Genomic DNA, 19265 nt, shown 5'->3' with positions numbered 1-19265 from the left:
CTGTCTATTTACTATATGAACAACTCTTTATTTCCGTTCCCTCATTCTTTTAAACTCCGCTTTTTCTCTTATTATGAAAATATATTATTCTCCCATAAAATATCCTGTAATCGTTTCAATGATTGCTGCTGCTCCTGCAATGGCTAATAATGCAAGTAACGGTTCTGCAACGATAGGAATCCAATTATATAAGACTAATAAAAAAGCACTAACCCATACACCTGTACACCAATAACAGCTTAACAATTCGCCAATCCACTTTCTTAATCCTTTACCTTTCACTTTTGTAAACGTTGATACACTTCCATCCGGCTCCGTAATCTCTAATTCATCAATAAATGGTCTTCGCAAAAAGGCTGTAATTTTATCATAAACAATTAAACGAGTGAGCCTAAAAGCAGCTAACGCAAAAATAAAAAATAAAAGCCAGCTTGTAAACAGCATGATTCCACCTTCCCTTATCCTCTTTCGCCTATTTAAAAAAAAAGGTCTTGAGATTGTGACCAAATCTCCTCGACTCCAATATCTTATTAATGTAAATACAAACAAGAAGATAAGGAGTGACATTAATGAGTTGTAACGAAAATAAACACCATGGCTCTTCTCATTGTGTAGTTGACGTTGTAAAATTCATCAATGAATTACAAGATTGTTCTACAACAACATGTGGATCTGGTTGTGAAATCCCATTCTTAGGTGCACACAATACTGCATCAGTAGCTAATACACGCCCTTTTATTTTATACACAAAAACTGGAGAACCTTTTGAAGCATTTGCACCATCATCAAGCCTTACTAGCTGCCGTTCTCCAATTTTCCGTGTGGAAAGTGTAGATGACGATAGCTGTGCTGTACTACGTGTATTAACTGTAGTTTTAGGTGACAGTTCTCCGGTACCACCTGGTGACGATCCAATTTGTACGTTTTTAGCTGTACCAAATGCAAGATTAATATCTACAACTACTTGCATTACTGTTGATTTAAGCTGTTTCTGTGCGATTCAATGCTTACGCGACGTTTCTATCGTAAAGTAAACTAAAAAACTATTGGGGTGGTAGAAGCTTTCTACCACCTTTACATATTTAAAAACCGGCCATACTAATCGATTGGATATCATCTATAGACAGCCTAATATCTCTCATACTATTTTGCGGCATAATAGATACAATGCCATTTCGATACGATATGATCGATCCAACATATGAGACTGTAGCTGTTTTTATTCTGCACCTTACTTTCGGAATGTAATGAGGGCGGTTTAGTAAAAAATGAATTTTTTCATCATTATTCATATCCTTAAATGATTTATTATACGGGACAGTTCTTACTGGTTCTGGTTCTTGCTCTTCTTGCTCTTCTTGTTCTGCGTGTTCTTCTTTTTCTTCTATTTTTTCTTCCACTTGCTGCTCTTCTTGTTGTTCTTGTTCTATTACCTCTTCCACAGCACTACTTACAATATTTTCTTGTCTATTACTTTTCTCTTTTTGATCTTCATTTTCAAAGTTTGTCAGGATAATCCTTTTTATTTTCGGTGCAGCAAGTTCTAAACTTACTTGCGTGATATATAACAACGGTTTTCCAACTGTTGAACTTTTATTTTTATTCTTCACACTCGTCCCTCCCACTTCCATACGTAGCTAAATAAATCGTGTACTATTATAGTTATATTCATCACCTGATAAGAACTTTCGTTAAAAATCGTTCTTTCTCAGAACAAATAAAAAGGACAATCTCATCATTTAGAGATTGTCCTTTAAAATTTAATATTATATTTATCCTAGGATATGATACCCTGAATCAACGTGAATGTTTTCTCCTGTTACACCTCGAGCTAAATCACTGAATAGGAATACTGCTGTATCGCCAACTTCTTCTTGCGTTGTTGTGCGACGAAGTGGTGCGCGCTCCTCAATTTCTCTTAAGATTGAGTTGAAATCGCCTACACCTTTTGCAGATAACGTACGAATTGGTCCTGCAGAAATAGCGTTAACACGAATACCGTGTTGACCTAAATCGTTCGCTAAATATTTCACGCTCGCTTCTAATGAAGCTTTCGCAACACCCATAACGTTATAATTTTTCACAACGCGCTCGCCGCCAAGGTATGTTAACGTTAAAATATTTCCGCCTTCTGTCATTACTTTTTTTGCTTCTCTTGCTACAGCTGTTAAAGAGAATGCACTAATATTTTGTGCAAGTAAAAATCCATCGCGAGAAGTATCTACAAATTCACCTTTTAAGTCATCGCGATTTGCAAAAGCAATACAATGTGCTACACCATGAATAGTACCTACTTCTTGTTTAATTGTTTCAAAGCAAGCTGTAAGTTCCTCATCATTCGTTACATCACAAGGTAATACAAGTGATTCTTGTCCTTCTAATGTGTCCGCTAATTCACGAACGTTTCTTTCTAAACGTTCTCCTGCATATGTGAATATTAATTTTGCACCTGCATTATGCAAAGAGCGAGCTATTCCCCATGCAATACTTCTTTGGTTCGCAACGCCCATAACAACAAATGTTTTCCCTTGTAATAGTTCCATGATATATCCTCCCAGAAATACTTATACTTGTTATTAGTACCTGATACTATAATTATAGTACCATAAAACCGCTTAAAGGCAAACAAAAAAGTCATTAACAGAAATTTGTTAATGACTTTTGGTTTCTATAAAAAACCGCTCTAATCCTTCTTCCCAAGACGGCATTTGTGAAAAACCATTTAATCTTAGCATGTTATGTTGAAAAATAGAATATTTGGGCCTCGCAGCCGCAGCCCCGAATTCTTCCGTTGAAACAGGTAATACATGCACTTTCATATTGGCGTACGAAAATATCTTTTGTGCAAATTCAAACCAAGAGCATGAGCCTCTGTTTGATACGTGGTATGTACCGTATAAAGAAGTATGAATGAGCTTATTAATAACCATATTCAAATCCGCCACATACGTAGGAGAGCCAACTTGATCCGCTACAACAGATATTTCATCTCTTTCTTTTCCTAATCGCATCATCGTTTTCACAAAATTATTCCCATATTTACCATATAGCCACGATGTGCGAACGATAAAATATTTATTATGTAACTCTTTGACGAACTGCTCCCCCGCATACTTAGAGGCCCCATATATATTTATCGGTGCTGGACTATGAAATTCGTCGTATCCATCTGGTCTGGCGCCTTGAAATACATAATCAGTACTAATATAAACTAGCTTCGCCCCTACTAATTGTGAAGCAACCGCTACATTTCGAGCTCCGATTGCATTTATTCTATATGCAAGATCCTGTTCTTTCTCCGCATGATCTACTTTCGTATAGGCAGCACAATGAATAATTATATGTGGTTTTATTTCTTGTACCACTTGTTGTATTCGGGATATATTTGTCACATCTAATAACTTTTTATCAAATGGATATATATCATATTCTTCAGAGTCTAACTCTTCAAATAGTTGCTTTCCTAATTGACCGTTTGCTCCTGTTATGATAACCCTCTCTTTCATTTAACATGCCCCTTACTGGTCTTTTAGTGGTTTCCACCATTCCTTATTCTTTTCATACCATTTCACCGTCTCTTGTAATCCTTGTTCAAACGTATATTTCGGTTCCCAATCAAATTCATTCTTCATTTTCTCTGCATCAATCGCATAACGACGATCGTGCCCTAAACGATCTGTAACATATTCAATGTCTTTTTTTGTTTTTCCTAAAAGAGTAATAATTTGTTCCACAACTTCTACATTTGTTTTTTCATTATTTCCACCTATATTATATACTTCTCCGACACGTCCCTTATGCAAAACAACGTCAATCGCACTGCAATGATCCGTTACATGTAACCAATCTCTTACATTTAAACCATCACCATATAACGGTAGTTTTTTTCCTTCTAGTGCATTCGTAACCATTAATGGAATTAATTTTTCAGGATACTGGTACGGTCCATAATTGTTAGAACAACGCGTTACTATAACCGGTAATTGATATGTTTTATAGTAAGATAGAGCTATCATGTCCGCGCTCGCCTTACTTGAAGAATATGGACTATTTGGAGCTAACGGCGTTTTCTCTGTGAACTTCCCTGTTTTTCCTAAAGAGCCATACACTTCATCCGTTGATACTTGCACAAGTTTTATATGCGAATATTTTTTAACTAGTTCTAATAAAGTGACCGTCCCAATTACATTTGTATCATAAAAAGGAATCGGATTTTCAATACTACGGTCCACATGTGATTCAGCTGCAAAATTTACAATCACTTGTACGTCCCGCTCTTTTATAACGTGTTCTAATAGCTCTCCATTTTGAATTTCTCCCTTTACAAAAAAGTAATTCGGGTGATCCTGAAGAGATTTTACGTTATTTAAATTCCCGCTATATGTTAATGCATCGTAATTAATAATTTTATATGTTTCATAACTTTGTAGCATGTAATGAACGAAATTACTTCCAATAAATCCAGCCCCACCTGTTACTAATATATTCATAAACAACGCTCCTACTTAAAAACTATCTTCATATTCCTCTAATAATGGTAATATCTGATCCTTATCGGACAATATAGGATCGGTTACTGGCCAAGGAATTGCTAAATCTTTATCTTCCCAAAGTAATCCTGAGTCATGCTCTGCGCTATAATATTCATCTACTTTATACATAACGATAGTATGCGGAACAAGCGTGCAAAATCCATGCGCAAACCCTTTTGGCACTAGTAATTGCCGATGGTTATCTCCACTTAAAATATATCCTTTCCATTGTTTAAATGTTGGTGATTTTTTTCGTAAATCAACGATAACATCATAAATTGCCCCTTGCATAACTTGAATGAGTTTCGTTTGTGCTTTCGGTTTTTTTTGAAAGTGTAGTCCCCGAATCGTTCCTGCCTTAGCCGAATAAGATACGTTATCCTGTACAAATGAATACGTTATCCCTAATGTTTCTAGCACCTGCTTATTATAACTCTCTGAAAAAAAGCCACGCTCGTCTCCAAACAACCTCGGTTCTAACAATTTTGCATCGGTAAAATTTGTTTCTACAACTTTCATATTCTCACCTATTCTCCGTTAAACTGTTTCCCAAAATTAATATCACGCGCTAACGTATTCGCCTTTTGAAGCGAAGCATGAGTTCCCGCATCAGTCCACCAGCCGTTCATTTCATTATAAGTAAGTACCCCTCGTTTTAAATACCAATTATTTATATCTGTAATTTCAAGTTCTCCCCGTGCAGAAGGTTTTAATTCTTTAATATAAGAAAAGACTTTCGAATCATACAAATAAATTCCCGTAACCGCATAAGAACTTTTCGGCTCTTTCGGCTTTTCTTCAATTTCAACTATTTTTCGGTTTTGAATATGTGCTACGCCAAATCTTTCGGGATCTTCTACAGATTGCAATAGCACTTTCGCACCTTCTTTTTGATTTGCAAACTCTTCAACATACGGAAGAATATCATCTGAAAAAATATTATCACCTAATATAACTACCATACGATCATTCCCGACGAAATCTTCACAAAGCCCTAACGCCTGTGCGATCCCGCCCGCTTTATCTTGCACACGATACGTAAAGGACACTCCAAATTCATGACCACTCCCTAAAAAGCTAACAACATCCCCCATATGCTCTTTACCTGTAATAATCATAATATCTGTAATATCGCATTGTTTTAGCTTATATACCGCATGATAAATCATTGGATACCGACCAACAGGAAGTAAATGTTTATTCGTTACTTTCGTTATTGGATATAATCTCGATCCAGTACCACCTGCTAAAATAATTCCTTTCACTTTGCATCTCTCCTTTATGATGGAGATAATATATCTTTGTAATGTTCTACAAACACTTTCCGGTACTTCTCATATGTATCCGCATCAAACTCATCCCCGTTGTAATGAATACACCATAAATTTGCTTGATTTGGGATACCAATTAAATAACCAGCCCTTTGAAACTCTAAAGACTGTGACACATCATAAAAGTGAAACCCTTGAAACAAATCTTCTCGCCACGGAATATCATACTGCGTTGCCATGAATAAGCCATCAATTGCCTGAACTGACAAAAATGGTTGATTACCATAAAAAACCTGATCTAAACTTAATAATTGATAATTCTGTCTTCTATACTCAATCACTTTCCCTACTAAATTTTTTCCTTCCCACCATATCCCGTTATTCGGTAAAAACTGAGCCCCAGCGACTCCTATTAAACCAAGCTTTTCATTTTCTTTAAAAAGAGATATAAGTGTAGAAAACATGTCTCGATTAATAAGATATGTATCTTGATGTATATACACTTTGTATTTCGCTGGATATGAAAGGGCTCGGTTGTATGCACTTGCCATACTTTGTGCATCTCGTATCGGAAAAATTTGCACGACATAACCTGGGGGAACAAAAATGTTTCTTATTTGGCTCTCACATTGTTTGAAAAGCTCCTCATTATTTACACAGACAACGACTAATATTGTATGATCTTTCATTTTTGTCCCCCCTTTTATTCTTCCTTATTTACATCTGACATATATTGTTCCACAAATATTTTCCGATACTTTTCATAGTTCGTCATATTCACATCAAAATGATAATGGATACACCAAGCATCACGCTGTACAGGTACACCAACTGTATATCCTGCTTTTCTAAATTCAAATGATTGAGATACATCATAAAAATCAAATCCGTCAAATAAGTCTTCTCGCCACGGAACATCATATTGTGTGGCCATTAATAAACCATCAATACATTCTACAGGAATAAATGTTTTTGATTCATGATACGGTTGTTCTAAACTTGCCATATAAAACAAATCATTCATATAACCAATGACCTTTCCTACAATTCCACGCCCTTCGTTCCATACACCAGTCGGAGGAACATATTGCGCTCCAACCATCCCAATCATACCAAGGTGTTCATGTTCCTCAAATAATTGAAGTAATCCGTATAAAAAAGCCCTATTTATAATAAAAACATCTTGATGTAAATACACTTTATACTTCGCTGGATGCGAAATGGCTTGATTGTATCCACTCGTCATACTTTTCGCATTTCGAATCGGCATAAATTGTACAATATACCCTGGCGGTACTAACAATTGCAATATATGTCGAACGCAGTTTGCATACAATTTTCGATCATTTATACATGTAACAAATAATATTGTTTTGTCTGCAGTACTCATAATTGTGATTTTTCAGCTTCAATAATATACTGAAATACAACTGTCTCAGCCATGAAGCCACTTCCAAGACGATATTTTTTACAAATTCCATATAACTCCTCAATAAGCGGCTCATACATTTTATGATCAACATATACACGATCTACTTTACCAATAACATATCCTGCTTTTAAAAACATTCTTAGCATTTCATTAAATGTAAAGAAACGAATATGTGTTTTATCTAATAAACCATATTCTGTATACGTCCAATTTCCGGCAAGTAAGGGAGCTAATACTGAAATATGAGCAACGTTTGGTATACTTGCTAAAATCACACCATTTTTCTTTATATATGGCTTTACTTTTTCTATCACAGCCCACGGATCAAATAAATGCTCTAATACATCTCCAAATAGGATGCAATCAAATTGTCCCTCCTCATAAGGAAGATCTATTTTTTCTATATCCCCTAAAATAACATGATCTAGTCTTTCTTTCGCTTTTTCTGCCGCCTCTGGAAATGCCTCAATTCCTGATACACGTGTACCATTTTCTTTAATAGCCGCTCCCAATGCACCGCTCGAGCAACCAATATCAAGAACTTCTTTCCATTCCTTTTTTATATGCTTTAATAAATTCGGATTCGCTGCATTATAATAATGCTCGGATTTCTCTTCATATAAAGAACTTTTTTCGCGATTCATTTCACACACTCCTTATGCAAATTGAATTAGAAATATAAATCTCATATGAATTCTATAAAGTGCAGATTTTGTTCATCCTCCACTGATTATTAGCCCACAAATAGCAGTATAAAATCTTTTATCTATATTGGTTACGTTACCGATACTCTAATATATAACCAATCTATTAGAGTTAGAATAAAGATACATCATTTCTAAAAAACGAAACCCATTACACTTTATATGGTTTATCAAAAACCCCCCGAAAATATTTACGGTTATATTCAATTGCAGCATTATTCGGAACATAAGAAGCTGCTAATTCATTGTAATAATACGCTTTATCCTGCTCTCCTAACCTGCTATAACAAATACACATTTGTAAATAGGGTAGCCATGTGTAGCTAGCTGGACTATGGAAAGGACTTTCCGTTGCCATTGGTACTTCCGTTGCAAGTTTAAACCAAAATATCGCTTCATTATATTTTTCTTGTTCCATATATATATATCCTATTCTTGTACAATTCTCTCCTCTAGGGACGTCATACCGAAACGACTTCACACAAGATTCGATTGCCTTCTCCCACATTCCGAGCTTCGCATAGCAATCTCCTAGCTTACCACATGCATAAATTTTTTCTTCATACCATCCTTCGTCTTGATTAAGAAATGTTTCATATAGAAGAACTGCATCATCATATTTTTGGTTATCCGTAGATTCATTTGCGTAATAAAATAAATCTCTCGGACTCAATTCTTCACCTGCAGCTACAGTATTTTGAAAAATTTTTAAATTACGATCTGTTACTTTTTTTTCTTTTTTATGTGTAATAGCAACATTACTACTAAAAACCTCACCAGAAATAGCTAAATACTCATGAACCTTTCCAAACCATTGAAATTGTTTTTCACGCTTTACAAGTCGATTTCTTTTTGTACAATATAAAGGTTTCCCGTTAGAATCCATTGCAAGGTGATAAGGCATCGAAACAGCATCAATTTTAGGATCTAATTCTCTTTTTAAAAGTTTCAATGCTTCTTGAGCATCTTCTAATAATACGTCATCTGCATCTAGCCACAATATATACTCTTGCGTCGCTTTTGAAAAAGAAAAATTTCTTGCTGCTGCAAAATCATCAATCCACTGGAAATCATATATGTTAGAAGTGTATTTCTCTACGATTTCTTTCGTTCGATCGACGGAACCTGTATCAACCACTATAATTTCATCCACAATTTTTTCAACTGTGTCTAAACAACGGGCTATTGTCTCCTCCTCATCTCGAACAATCATACATAAACTAATTGTAATTCCTTGCTTGTTCAACATAATCACCCTCTTCCAAATCAATCATATGTTATACATATACTAAACTTTCCATTTTTTTAAATTGTTCAAGTAGTTTAAGATTTCTTTTCAATAATTCAAATGTCCGTGTCATTTTCTTTCGGTTTTGCATCTACTATATAATGAACGCTTTATGGAGGTGAATTTATGTCAAATAATAATTATTCAAATGGATTAAATCCCGATGAATCTTTATCAGCTAGTGCATTTGACCCTAATCTTGTAGGACCTACATTACCACCGATACCACCGTTTACCCTTCCGACTGGGCCGACCGGGCCGACTGGGCCGACTGGACCTACGGGGCCGACTGTACCTACCGGGCCAACTGGACCTACGGGGCCGACTGGGCCGACTGGACCTACGGGGCCAACTGGACCTACGGGACCGACTGGTGACACTGGGCCAACTGGACCTACGGGACCTACTGGTGACACTGGGACTACTGGACCTACTGGACCTACTGGTGACACTGGGGCTACTGGACCTACGGGGCCGACTGGTGACACTGGGACTACTGGACCTACGGGGCCGACTGGTGACACTGGGGCTACTGGACCTACGGGGCCGACTGGTGACACTGGAGCTACTGGAGCTACTGGACCGACTGGGGCTACTGGACCGACTGGACCTACGGGACCATCAGGACTAGGACTTCCAGCAGGACTATACGCATTTAACTCCGGTGGGATTTCTTTAGATCTAGGAATTAATGATCCAGTACCATTTAATACTGTTGGATCTCAGTTTGGTACAGCAATTTCTCAATTAGATGCTGATACTTTCGTAATTAGTGAAACTGGATTCTATAAAATCACTGTTATCGCTAACACTGCAACAGCAAGTCTATTAGGAGGTCTTACAATCCAAGTGAATGGAGTACCTGTACCAGGTACTGGATCGAGTTTAATCTCACTCGGAGCACCTATCGTTATTCAAGCAATTACGCAAATTACGACAACTCCATCATTAGTTGAAGTAATTGTTACAGGGCTTGGGCTATCATTAGCTCTTGGCACGAGTGCATCCATTATTATTGAAAAAGTTGCTTAATTTTTACTTAGCAGTAAAACTGATATCAGTTTTACTGCTTTTTTCAATTTCAAATTCAATCATGAAACATTCGGTACCTACATAATCATATTGTTGTATGACATTTTGCAGGAGGCACAAATATGGAAAGTAAATCTGCTGTTCAGCTTTATCTCGAATTGCTAAAGAAGACAATTTTATTTGAAATATGGTTAGAATATGAGGCATACTTACCCGCATCTCTACATATTTCGAAAGAACTAGAATTCGAACCAGTTACAGTCCCTCTCCCTTTATTCATTAAGCAATATGCCGAAAACCATAACTTAAAAATTGTAAAACCAAATGTCTCAAAAAGTGAACGTCATGATGGAATGGATTGGCCAAGAGCAGCACATAGCATGATTGGTCGAGAACGTATGAACCAATTACAAGAGGCAATGGAAACCGTTGTTCGTGAAAATATAGAAGGTGATTTTATTGAAACAGGCGTATGGCGCGGAGGATCATGCATTTTTATGAATGGTTTTTTACAAGCAAACAACATTACGGACCGTAATGTGTGGGTTGCAGATTCATTTGAAGGTTTGCCAGCACCGAATCTAGAACAATATCCAAAAGATTACGGTGATTATTTACACACATTCGATTACTTACGCGTCTCTTTAGAACAAGTACAAGAGAATTTCAAAAAATATGATTTACTAAATGATCAAGTGAAATTTTTAAAAGGTTGGTTTAAAGATACTTTACCAACAGCACCAATTGAAAAAATAGCAATTGCACGGCTTGATGGTGATATGTATGAATCCACCATGGATGGTCTCGTGAACTTATATGATAAAGTTTCTAAAGGTGGCTATATAATTATCGATGACTACGGGCTACCACCATGCGCTGAGGCTGTGACAGACTTTAGAAATCAACGGAATTTAAAAGCCCCTATTACTAAAATTGATGTATTTGGCGTTTATTGGAGAAAAGAATAAAAAAGATTTAATCTATAGGAGATTCCATTTTCACTCATTCTTCTCTTACTTCTGATCCAATTAAGTATTCTTTTTCGGAATCTCCCTACATATAACAATTGTTTTCCTGTGTTCTCTCACTACAAATTGAAAATTTCATTAATAGAGTTACTGCATATTCTCACATAAGAAAGGGGTATACTCATGAGCGAATTTAACAAAGAAATGACTTTACTCCCCCCTCCTGAACTCGTCCAATATGTAGGTGGCGACTTCAAAAAGGTTGGAAAAGAGTTCCTAAAGCATTTTATTCAAATTGGTGCTTTAAAATCAAATGAAAAAGTATTAGATGTAGGCTGCGGCGTCGGCCGAATGGCTGTACCATTAATGAATTACTTAAATGATGATGGAGCGTATTATGGATTTGATTTGTTTAAAGATGGAATTACTTGGTGTCAAAATAACATTTCAACTATGCGTAATAATTTTCACTTTGAACATGTTGACATATACAATCAATTCTATAATCCGGAAGGAAAAGAAGATGCCTCTCAATATCGTTTTCCCTATGAAGACGGAACATTCGATTTTATCTTTTTAACTTCTGTATTTACGCATCTTCTCCCAAAAGAATTAGAACATTACGTATCTGAAATTGTACGTGTATTAAAAAAAGACGGGAGATGTTTCATTACATTCTTTCTTATAAACCCTGAATCGTCCTATTATTTAAATGCAGGACAAAGTACATTAGGTTTTTATCATCGAATCGAAAATTGCTACGTTGTAAATAAAGATATTCCGAATTTCGCAGTTGCTTATCCTGAGACAGATATTTGCAATCTATTGAATAAGTACGGCCTAGAAATAATCAATAAGCCGCATTACGGTTTATGGTGCGGCAGACATGAATATACAAGTTACCAAGATATTGTTCTTACAAAAAAAAGCTTCTGAAAGGAAGTTATGTATGATGAATGAAAAAAATCCACCTCTCGTTTCCATCCTTATTCCTACTTATAATCGGCCTCATTATTTCAAAATTGCTCTAGAAAGTGCATTGGCACAAACTTATTCAAATATTGAAATCATCATCGGAGATGATAGTACAAATGATGAAACAGCAACTTTAATACGCGAACAATACTTACCAAATTATAAAAATATAACATACATTCGAAATACCCCTACTCTAGGACAATTTCACAATGACCTTATGCTCATAGAAAAATCAAATGGTGAGTATATAAATTTTTTAATGGACGATGACGTGTTTTATAAGCATAAAATACAAAAAATGATGACCTATTTTGAGCAAGATCCCAATAAAAATCTTGCTCTTGTTACTTCTTATCGAGTACGCATTGATGATCATGGAAATCTAATAGGTGATTCCCATCCAACACAAAGGTTATATAGTGAAGACACCCCATTAAATGGGATATTTTTAGGTAATTGGATGTTAAAGGGCGGACACAACATTATCGGTGAGCCTACAACTACTTTGTTCCGAAAGGAATTGCTCACTGAACCTTTTGGCACCCTTAAAGAGCGACAATATTCTTGTAGTGTTGATATGGCCTCATGGATTTCTTTACTTTCTAAAGGAAATGCAATATACATTTCTGAGCCTTTAAGTCAATTTCGCTACCATGCTGGACAACAAATACACAATAAGCTCCTTCAAGGTTGTGAAGATTTCACACACCTTGTTATAACAGCAAAAGAATATGGCTTTTTACAAAATACTACGGACTATAGAGCAGCTCTACTTAGTTCTTACCAATGGTGTAAAAGTTCCTTAAAATACTATCTTCATCAACTAGATATTTTTCCTGACGCACATGTACGTCTCTCTCATTGTTTGGATATAATTATTAAAGAGCTAAACAATTAAACTACTCTGCAAAATTAAAAGTGTATGGACTATATGTGAATCATTCGTATAGTTCATACATTCTTTCTCATACTATAAAGTGAAACTTTAATCAGCTCTCACCAATCGGGCTTTTACGGGCAGTTGATCCCCCACCTAACTTCTTCGCTTTCGCTGAATTTTGAGGTGGGGGTCTTACTGCCCATTAATGCGGGATAAAATCCATTACTATAAAGAGCAGTAGAAAGGAATACCTACATTGAAAGATCCAAATTCTCAATATCAAATAGACTACGTATTACTATTTATTTTATTTGCCATTGGGATTGTTAGTTGTTGTGCTATTGCAAGTGCGCAAGCCTCTTTACCGCCATTTTTACAAAACGTCAATTTTGTACTAAAGCAAATCCAATGGTATTTCATTGGATTTATAGCCATTGGTGTTATTATGATTATCGACTTCGATCGTTATCAAAAAATTGCTTGGTATTTGTACAGCTTTGCAATGGTACTACTTATTGGACTAGAACTTCAAGTACCAGGTGCCGTTACAATTAAAGGCGCTACCGCTTGGTACAGGCTCCCAGGCATCGGAAATTTTCAGCCTTCTGAAATTATGAAATTGTTTTTAATTATCGTCATTGGAAGAATTATAGCAAATCATAATGAGAAATATTTTTCCCAAACGATACATGACGATTTTTTACTACTTGGAAAAATATTTGCGACAAGCTTGCCACCACTACTACTTATTGCAAAAGAACCAGATTTAGGAAACACAATGGTCATTTCAGCGATGCTTGCAGCAATGATACTAGTTTCTGGCATCCGATGGCGTTTTATTTTTGGATTAGTTTCCGGTACTTTCGTTGCTGGATCTACATTAATATATATTTTTTTTACTCACACAGATTTCTTTAAAGCACACATTTTAAAAGAATATCAATTAAATCGCTTCTACGGATGGTTAGCACCTTACAAATATGATGCACAAGGCTATCAATTAAGACAAGCATTCTTAGCGACTGGATCCGGAGAAATGCAAGGAAAAGGGTGGGAAAATGGACAAGTATATTTTCCAGAACCACATACAGATTTTATTTTCACTAATGTCGCTGAACAATTTGGATTTCTAGGCGCAAGTGTCATTATTTCTCTTTTTTTCTTACTCATTTTTCGAATGATTCATATTGCTTTAGAAAGTAATGACCCTTTCGGTAGTTACATTTGCGCTGGTACAATCGGAATGTTTACTTTCCAAGTATTCCAAAATATCGGGATGACAATCGGATTACTTCCCATTACAGGGATAACATTACCTCTTATGAGTTACGGAGGAAGTTCACTGCTTACATACATGATTGCGATTGGATTCATTTTAAATGTTCGCTCAAGAACGAAAATCTTTATGTTTAAATGAACAACACAAAAACGCTATATTTTTATCTCTATCCTTTTTTAGATATACTAATGAAAAATACGATGGAGGTTTAAATATGAAATATGACATTATAGGAGATATTCATGGATGCTTCCAAGAGTTTCAAAATTTAACAGAGAAGCTAGGATATAACTGGAGTAGCGGTCTACCGGTTCACCCTGACCAACGTAAACTTGCATTCGTTGGCGATATTACAGACCGTGGTCCTCATTCATTACGTATGATTGAAATTGTATGGGAACTTGTCATACATAAAAAAGAAGCTTATTACGCTCCTGGAAATCACTGTAATAAACTATATCGATTTTTCCTTGGGCGTAATGTAACAGTCGCTCACGGACTTGAAACAACTGTTGCTGAATATGAGGCACTTCCTTCTCATAAGCAAAACGTTATAAAAGAAAAGTTTATCACTCTTTATGAACAATCACCGCTCTACCACATACTAGATGAAAAAAGAGTAATCGTATGTCACGCTGGGATTCGGCAAGATTACATAGGAAGACGAGATAAAAAAGTACAAACCTTTGTATTATATGGCGATATTACAGGAGAGAAGCATGCCGATGGCTCACCTGTCCGTCGCGATTGGGCGCAAGAGTACAAGGGGCAAGCTTGGATTGTATATGGACATACACCAGTAGCAGAACCTCGATTCGTCAATCAGACAGTCAATATTGATACTGGTGCTGTATTTGGTGGCAAATTAACCGGATTACGTTATCCTGAAATGGAGACTATCTCTGTTCCTTCTTCTTTACCTTTTGTCGCTGAGAAATTCCGTCCAATTTCATAACTACCTTACTTAGCGAAAGATTACCGTATTATTTAGGCAGATCTCATATAAAACTAGGTAAAGTAATTAAAAAAAGATGCAATAAAGTGCATCTTTTTTTAATTACACTACATATAATGTCGCAGGAGGTGACAGAATGAAGAAAAAATCTTCTAAACAAAAAAGAAAATTTCCCCCTTTATATCTGCCCATGTACGGAATTAACAACTGGTGTAGTATTCGGGCTGCAGCGATAGAAGAACTGGAAGAACAAGAGTCATCAAAAAAAAGCAAAGTAAAACCAACATATGTCTCTTTAGAAAATGCTGTGATGAGCCGCATAATCGATCGCAGAAAAATAAAGATGCAACAAAAAAATAAACAGCTCTCAAATCAAGATGAACAGGTAATACATTCTAATCAAACAGAAGAAAAGACGGAAGAAAATATTTCTGTAGCAATAAATAAAAAAGTGGAACCAGAAATTCCAGCTGCTATTATAAACAAAGTAAAAAAAATAAAAGAGGCATTGGCTTCATCGAATGATATACAAACTGAAAAACCACTCATAATTGAGACACCTACACCTGAAAATACAAAAGTTAAAAGGGGCGGCCGATATGCATATGCGGAAGGGCTTCACTCTCATGCGGAGGGCATGGCAGCACATGCGGAAGGCTTATTAACACATGCAAAAGGTTCTTTCTCTCATGCAGAAGGATCAAACTCAAAAGCAACCGGACATAGTTCCCATAGTGAGGGAAGTGAAACGACAGCAGGCGGAGCTTATTCTCATGCAGAGGGTAAACAGACGATTGCTTTAGGCGAAGCAGCACACGCAGAAGGAACCGCAACTATCGCTAACGGATCCTCTTCTCATGCGGAAGGTCATCATACATCAACAGCTCATTTTGCAGGTAGCCATATTATGGGGCGCTTCGGCACTGCAGAAGAAGCTTATTCTTGGTTTATTGCAAATGGTGTAAGCGACACCGACCATAATATCGGGGCTAAATGGCTTGCCCATAATGGAGAAATGTACATTGAGGGTGCGTCTTACAATGCAAGTGGAACGGATTTTGCACAAATGTTTGAAACCGAAGATCATAAACCTATTGATGTCGGTTATTTCGTTACATTTAGTAGCGAAGAAAAAATTCGGATAGCTACTTCACACGACTCGTTCATTTTAGGAATATCTAGTGCAACCCCTGCCCTTATAGGAAATAGCGGGGCTTTAAGTTGGGAAAAACGTTATAAAACAGATAACTTTGGAAAACGCCAATATGTATGGACGGAAACCGAAGAAATACAACCTCTTTTAAATACAGAATGGGATCCAACTCGCAAATATGTAGCAAGAAAAGATCGCGCCGAGTGGCTTCCTGTCGGATTAATTGGACAAATGTTAGTACGTGATGACGGCACTTGCGAAGCACATGGATTTTGTCTTCCAAATGACAATGGCATTGCTACAAAAGCCGAAAGTGGATTTTTCGTTATAAAGCGTACGGGTGAAAACCAAATTTTAATATTATTCCGCTAAGAAAAAGGGAACAAAATTCTTTATAATATAAGAATTTTGTTCCCTTTTTAAGTATGCCGCAACACTTCTTGCATATCGCTTGGAAGCTTTATAGTGAAAGACATCTCTTTCTCTAAAATAGGATGATAAAACGTCAAAGATTTACTATGAAGTGCTTGCCGTTTCATTTCATCCCTTCTCCCTCCATATAAGCTATCACCAAGTAATGGATGTCCTATATGAGCCATATGCACACGAATTTGATGCGTTCTTCCTGTCTCAAGCTCAAGCGCTACATGTGTCTTATGATATGTACTATCAATTACTTTAAAATGAGTAACTGCCCTTTGTCCATCCTCACAAACCGTTCGCTCAATAATGCTATCAGATTTTCGACCAATTGGTGCATCAATCATTCCTTCTCGTTCTACAATCTTTCCGTGAACAATTGCTTCATACGTTCGTTTCACAGCTTTTTGTTGATGCTGCTTCGATAAAAGATGATGCACGAAACGATTTTTTGCAATAAGCATAAGCCCCGAAGTATCACGATCTAAACGTGTTACGATGTGCACTGTACTTGCAAGATGCTGCTTATCATAATGAGATAACAGCGCATTGGCAACACTTCCTGCCGGATGTTCTCTAGACGGAATCGTTGACATATTCGCCTCTTTATTAATGATAAGAACCGCGTCATCTTCATATATAATGCATAAAGGAATATCTTCTGCCATCATCCCTTCACTTCTTTCCTCCACTGGAAAAAAGACACGTAATTCTTCACCAGCACGCAACTGATGACGAACACTCGCATGTTGACCATTTACTTCAATTGCTCCGCCATGAAACTTTATATCCGTTAAAGCGGCTTTAGAAATACCTCTCGTTTTCAAAAATTCCCTAACTAAAGTTCCCTCTTCAGCCGGCCCTATATCCCATTTCAATGTAAATCTGTTCAAATATATAACCCTTTCTATTTATCTGCAACAAACGAGTCACGAACTCGTTTCCAGAACGGGAATGGGCGGAAACGAACAAATCGTACTTTCTCGTTTGCGACGCGATACTGGATTGATTTCACATCTTGATGAACCATCGTTAAGTGATCCACTGTAATTTGTAAGTTCATCCCTGCAGCTGGCTTTAACACACATGTATGATGCTTCGGCAATACGAGTGGTGATCCTACAGTACGAAATACACGATTGTTAATGGACGCCATTTCTGCAATTTGAATCGCTTCAATAGATGGGTGAATAATTGCTCCGCCAAGCGCTTTATTATATGCGGTACTTCCTGAAGGAGTAGAGATACAAAGGCCATCTCCGCGGAATGTTTCAAAATATTCTCCGCGTATTTCTACTTCTGTTACTAATGTACCTTCTGCACTTTTTACAGTCGCCTCATTCATCGCTAAATACTGTGACTCTTTACTTCCATTCACATAGCGAATAATAACTTCTAAAAGCGGATATTCCACCACTTGGAATGGTGTTTTCGCAATCGCAATTACTAATTTCTCTACTTCTGTCGGTAACCAATCTGCATAGAAACCTAGATGTCCTGTATGTACACCAACAAATGCTGTTTCATCCAATCGATTATAATAACGATGAAACGCATATAAAAGCGTTCCATCTCCCCCAACAGAAATTACAATATCGGGTTCCTTTTCATCCATTATAAATCCAAAATCTAGCAAGTACTCTTTCATCGTGCTTGCCAGTGTATCTGATGATTGATCTCCCTTTGACATAATTGTAAATTTCATCGCCCAACACCCTTTAGTTTATGATTCGGAATCTTTCGTTTCTTGCTTTCTTGAAAAAGCCTTTTGCGCTTCTTGAATTTCAAGACGAATAGAAGACATTTCTTCATCTAATAAAAACGCCGCTTCAGCTGCACGTTGCAATCGTATTTTAATATCTTCAGGAAAACGTCCACTATATTTATAATTTAAAGAATGCTCAATTGTTGCCCAAAAGTTCATTGCTAGCGTGCGTATTTGGATTTCTACCAATACTTTTTGTTCACCTTGAATCGTTTGAACAGGATAACTAATGACAACATGATAAGAACGATAACCGCTATCTTTCTTTTGCGTGACATAATCACGTTCTTCCACGATTTCAAAGTCATTTCGTTTTCGAAGATATTCTACAACAGGCTTAATCTCATCAACAAATTGACACATCATTCTAAGCCCAGCAATATCCTGCATATCTTCTCTCAATCGGTCTAGCGGTACATTTCTCTTCTCCGCTTTATCAATAATACTTGCAACCGACTTTACCCTTCCTGTTACAAACTCAATTGGAGAATGCTCTGTTAACATTGCAAATTGAGTACGCATTCCTTTTAGTTTCACTTTTAGCTCTGCCACCGCTTGGTGGTAAGGTGCTAAAAATTCTTCCCAATTTCGATTCATTTCAACCACCA

The 19265-nt window shown here is 36.6% G+C and carries 22 protein-coding genes; 8 read left to right on the top strand and 14 right to left on the bottom strand.

Translation table 11 applies throughout. The annotated features are described in order from the left end of the window. Positions 1 to 84 precede the first annotated feature (84 nt). Entirely contained in the window at positions 85 to 444 is a 360-nt protein-coding gene (locus DN404_RS10505) for a DUF1360 domain-containing protein (protein WP_000899662.1), read from the bottom strand. A gap of 125 nt (positions 445 to 569) precedes the next feature. On the opposite strand from DN404_RS10505, the gene exsY reads away from it, so the two are divergent. Continuing rightward, positions 570 to 1034, top strand: a complete 465-nt coding sequence (exsY, locus tag DN404_RS10500; RefSeq protein WP_001277744.1) for an exosporium assembly protein ExsY — start codon at positions 570 to 572, stop codon at positions 1032 to 1034. 48 nt (positions 1035 to 1082) lie between these two features. Here the strand turns inward: exsY and DN404_RS10495 are convergent, their stop codons facing one another. The 10 genes from DN404_RS10495 to DN404_RS10450 all read right to left on the bottom strand — a co-directional run bounded on the left by DN404_RS10495 (position 1083) and on the right by DN404_RS10450 (position 9188). Then, a complete protein-coding gene (locus DN404_RS10495; protein ID WP_002023550.1) occupies positions 1083 to 1631 on the bottom strand; it encodes a spore coat CotO family protein in 549 nt (182 codons plus the stop codon). Between the two features lie 141 nt (positions 1632 to 1772). After that, positions 1773 to 2543: an enoyl-ACP reductase FabI gene (fabI, locus tag DN404_RS10490; protein ID WP_000421886.1), complete on the bottom strand. Its 771-nt coding sequence runs from the start codon at positions 2541 to 2543 to the stop codon at positions 1773 to 1775. Between the two features lie 108 nt (positions 2544 to 2651). Next, positions 2652 to 3506 (bottom strand): dTDP-4-dehydrorhamnose reductase, encoded by an 855-nt coding sequence (rfbD, locus tag DN404_RS10485; protein ID WP_000664652.1) that lies wholly within the window; start codon positions 3504 to 3506, stop codon positions 2652 to 2654. Between the two features lie 12 nt (positions 3507 to 3518). Further along, positions 3519 to 4490 (bottom strand): dTDP-glucose 4,6-dehydratase, encoded by a 972-nt coding sequence (rfbB, locus tag DN404_RS10480; RefSeq protein ID WP_001024166.1) that lies wholly within the window; start codon positions 4488 to 4490, stop codon positions 3519 to 3521. A 15-nt stretch (positions 4491 to 4505) separates the two neighbouring features. Next, positions 4506 to 5051 (bottom strand): dTDP-4-dehydrorhamnose 3,5-epimerase, encoded by a 546-nt coding sequence (gene rfbC / locus DN404_RS10475; RefSeq protein ID WP_000869418.1) that lies wholly within the window; start codon positions 5049 to 5051, stop codon positions 4506 to 4508. A gap of 8 nt (positions 5052 to 5059) precedes the next feature. Further along, positions 5060 to 5797, bottom strand: coding sequence for a sugar phosphate nucleotidyltransferase (locus tag DN404_RS10470; RefSeq protein ID WP_000676157.1), 738 nt, complete (start codon positions 5795 to 5797; stop codon positions 5060 to 5062). A 14-nt stretch (positions 5798 to 5811) separates the two neighbouring features. Further along, on the bottom strand, positions 5812 to 6492 hold the full coding sequence (locus DN404_RS10465) for a glycosyltransferase family protein (RefSeq protein ID WP_149215044.1): 681 nt from the start codon (positions 6490 to 6492) through the stop codon (positions 5812 to 5814). A 14-nt stretch (positions 6493 to 6506) separates the two neighbouring features. Beyond that, on the bottom strand, positions 6507 to 7193 hold the full coding sequence (locus DN404_RS10460; RefSeq protein WP_025709871.1) for a glycosyltransferase family protein: 687 nt from the start codon (positions 7191 to 7193) through the stop codon (positions 6507 to 6509). Continuing rightward, a complete protein-coding gene (locus DN404_RS10455) occupies positions 7190 to 7879 on the bottom strand; it encodes a class I SAM-dependent methyltransferase (protein WP_149215043.1) in 690 nt (229 codons plus the stop codon). The genes DN404_RS10460 and DN404_RS10455 overlap by 4 nt, the downstream gene beginning before the upstream one ends. Positions 7880 to 8090: 211 nt before the next feature. Then, positions 8091 to 9188, bottom strand: coding sequence for a glycosyltransferase (locus tag DN404_RS10450; RefSeq protein ID WP_050228929.1), 1098 nt, complete (start codon positions 9186 to 9188; stop codon positions 8091 to 8093). Between the two features lie 165 nt (positions 9189 to 9353). Between DN404_RS10450 and DN404_RS10445 the strand changes: the two genes are divergently transcribed. From DN404_RS10445 to DN404_RS10415, 7 genes are all read left to right on the top strand, one after another. Then, complete coding sequence (locus tag DN404_RS10445) at positions 9354 to 10259, top strand: collagen-like protein (protein ID WP_149215042.1); 906 nt, start codon at positions 9354 to 9356, stop codon at positions 10257 to 10259. 122 nt (positions 10260 to 10381) lie between these two features. After that, positions 10382 to 11227 (top strand): TylF/MycF family methyltransferase, encoded by an 846-nt coding sequence (locus tag DN404_RS10440; protein WP_000444381.1) that lies wholly within the window; start codon positions 10382 to 10384, stop codon positions 11225 to 11227. A gap of 183 nt (positions 11228 to 11410) precedes the next feature. Continuing rightward, on the top strand, positions 11411 to 12163 hold the full coding sequence (locus DN404_RS10435; RefSeq protein ID WP_001288765.1) for a class I SAM-dependent methyltransferase: 753 nt from the start codon (positions 11411 to 11413) through the stop codon (positions 12161 to 12163). Positions 12164 to 12176: 13 nt separating this feature from the next. Then, positions 12177 to 13103, top strand: coding sequence for a glycosyltransferase family 2 protein (locus DN404_RS10430; protein WP_149215041.1), 927 nt, complete (start codon positions 12177 to 12179; stop codon positions 13101 to 13103). Positions 13104 to 13341: 238 nt separating this feature from the next. Continuing rightward, entirely contained in the window at positions 13342 to 14502 is a 1161-nt protein-coding gene (locus DN404_RS10425; RefSeq protein ID WP_000654702.1) for an FtsW/RodA/SpoVE family cell cycle protein, read from the top strand. 76 nt (positions 14503 to 14578) lie between these two features. Beyond that, positions 14579 to 15319, top strand: coding sequence for a bis(5'-nucleosyl)-tetraphosphatase PrpE (gene prpE, locus DN404_RS10420; protein ID WP_000872700.1), 741 nt, complete (start codon positions 14579 to 14581; stop codon positions 15317 to 15319). 136 nt (positions 15320 to 15455) lie between these two features. Further along, the gene (locus tag DN404_RS10415) at positions 15456 to 16844 is read left to right on the top strand and encodes a peptidase G2 autoproteolytic cleavage domain-containing protein (protein ID WP_000730518.1); all 1389 of its coding nucleotides are present in this window, start codon (positions 15456 to 15458) and stop codon (positions 16842 to 16844) included. 47 nt (positions 16845 to 16891) lie between these two features. Here DN404_RS10415 and DN404_RS10410 read toward each other — a convergent pair whose 3' ends face one another. Genes DN404_RS10410 through yjbM form a run of 3 tightly spaced genes read right to left on the bottom strand, consistent with a single transcriptional unit; the run spans position 16892 to position 19254 of the window. Continuing rightward, the gene (locus DN404_RS10410) at positions 16892 to 17785 is read right to left on the bottom strand and encodes an RluA family pseudouridine synthase (RefSeq protein ID WP_149215040.1); all 894 of its coding nucleotides are present in this window, start codon (positions 17783 to 17785) and stop codon (positions 16892 to 16894) included. A gap of 14 nt (positions 17786 to 17799) precedes the next feature. Next, complete coding sequence (locus tag DN404_RS10405) at positions 17800 to 18597, bottom strand: NAD kinase (protein WP_000673190.1); 798 nt, start codon at positions 18595 to 18597, stop codon at positions 17800 to 17802. 18 nt (positions 18598 to 18615) lie between these two features. Then, on the bottom strand, positions 18616 to 19254 hold the full coding sequence (yjbM, locus tag DN404_RS10400) for a GTP diphosphokinase (RefSeq protein WP_001081482.1): 639 nt from the start codon (positions 19252 to 19254) through the stop codon (positions 18616 to 18618). Positions 19255 to 19265: the final 11 nt, after the last annotated feature.

It is taken from the genome of Bacillus sp. TE8-1, assembly GCF_008368855.1.
GTDB lineage: Bacteria > Bacillota > Bacilli > Bacillales > Bacillaceae_G > Bacillus_A > Bacillus_A cereus.
The sequence above is the reverse complement of the archived record's forward strand: the minus strand, read 5'-3'. Positions and strand labels throughout refer to the sequence as shown.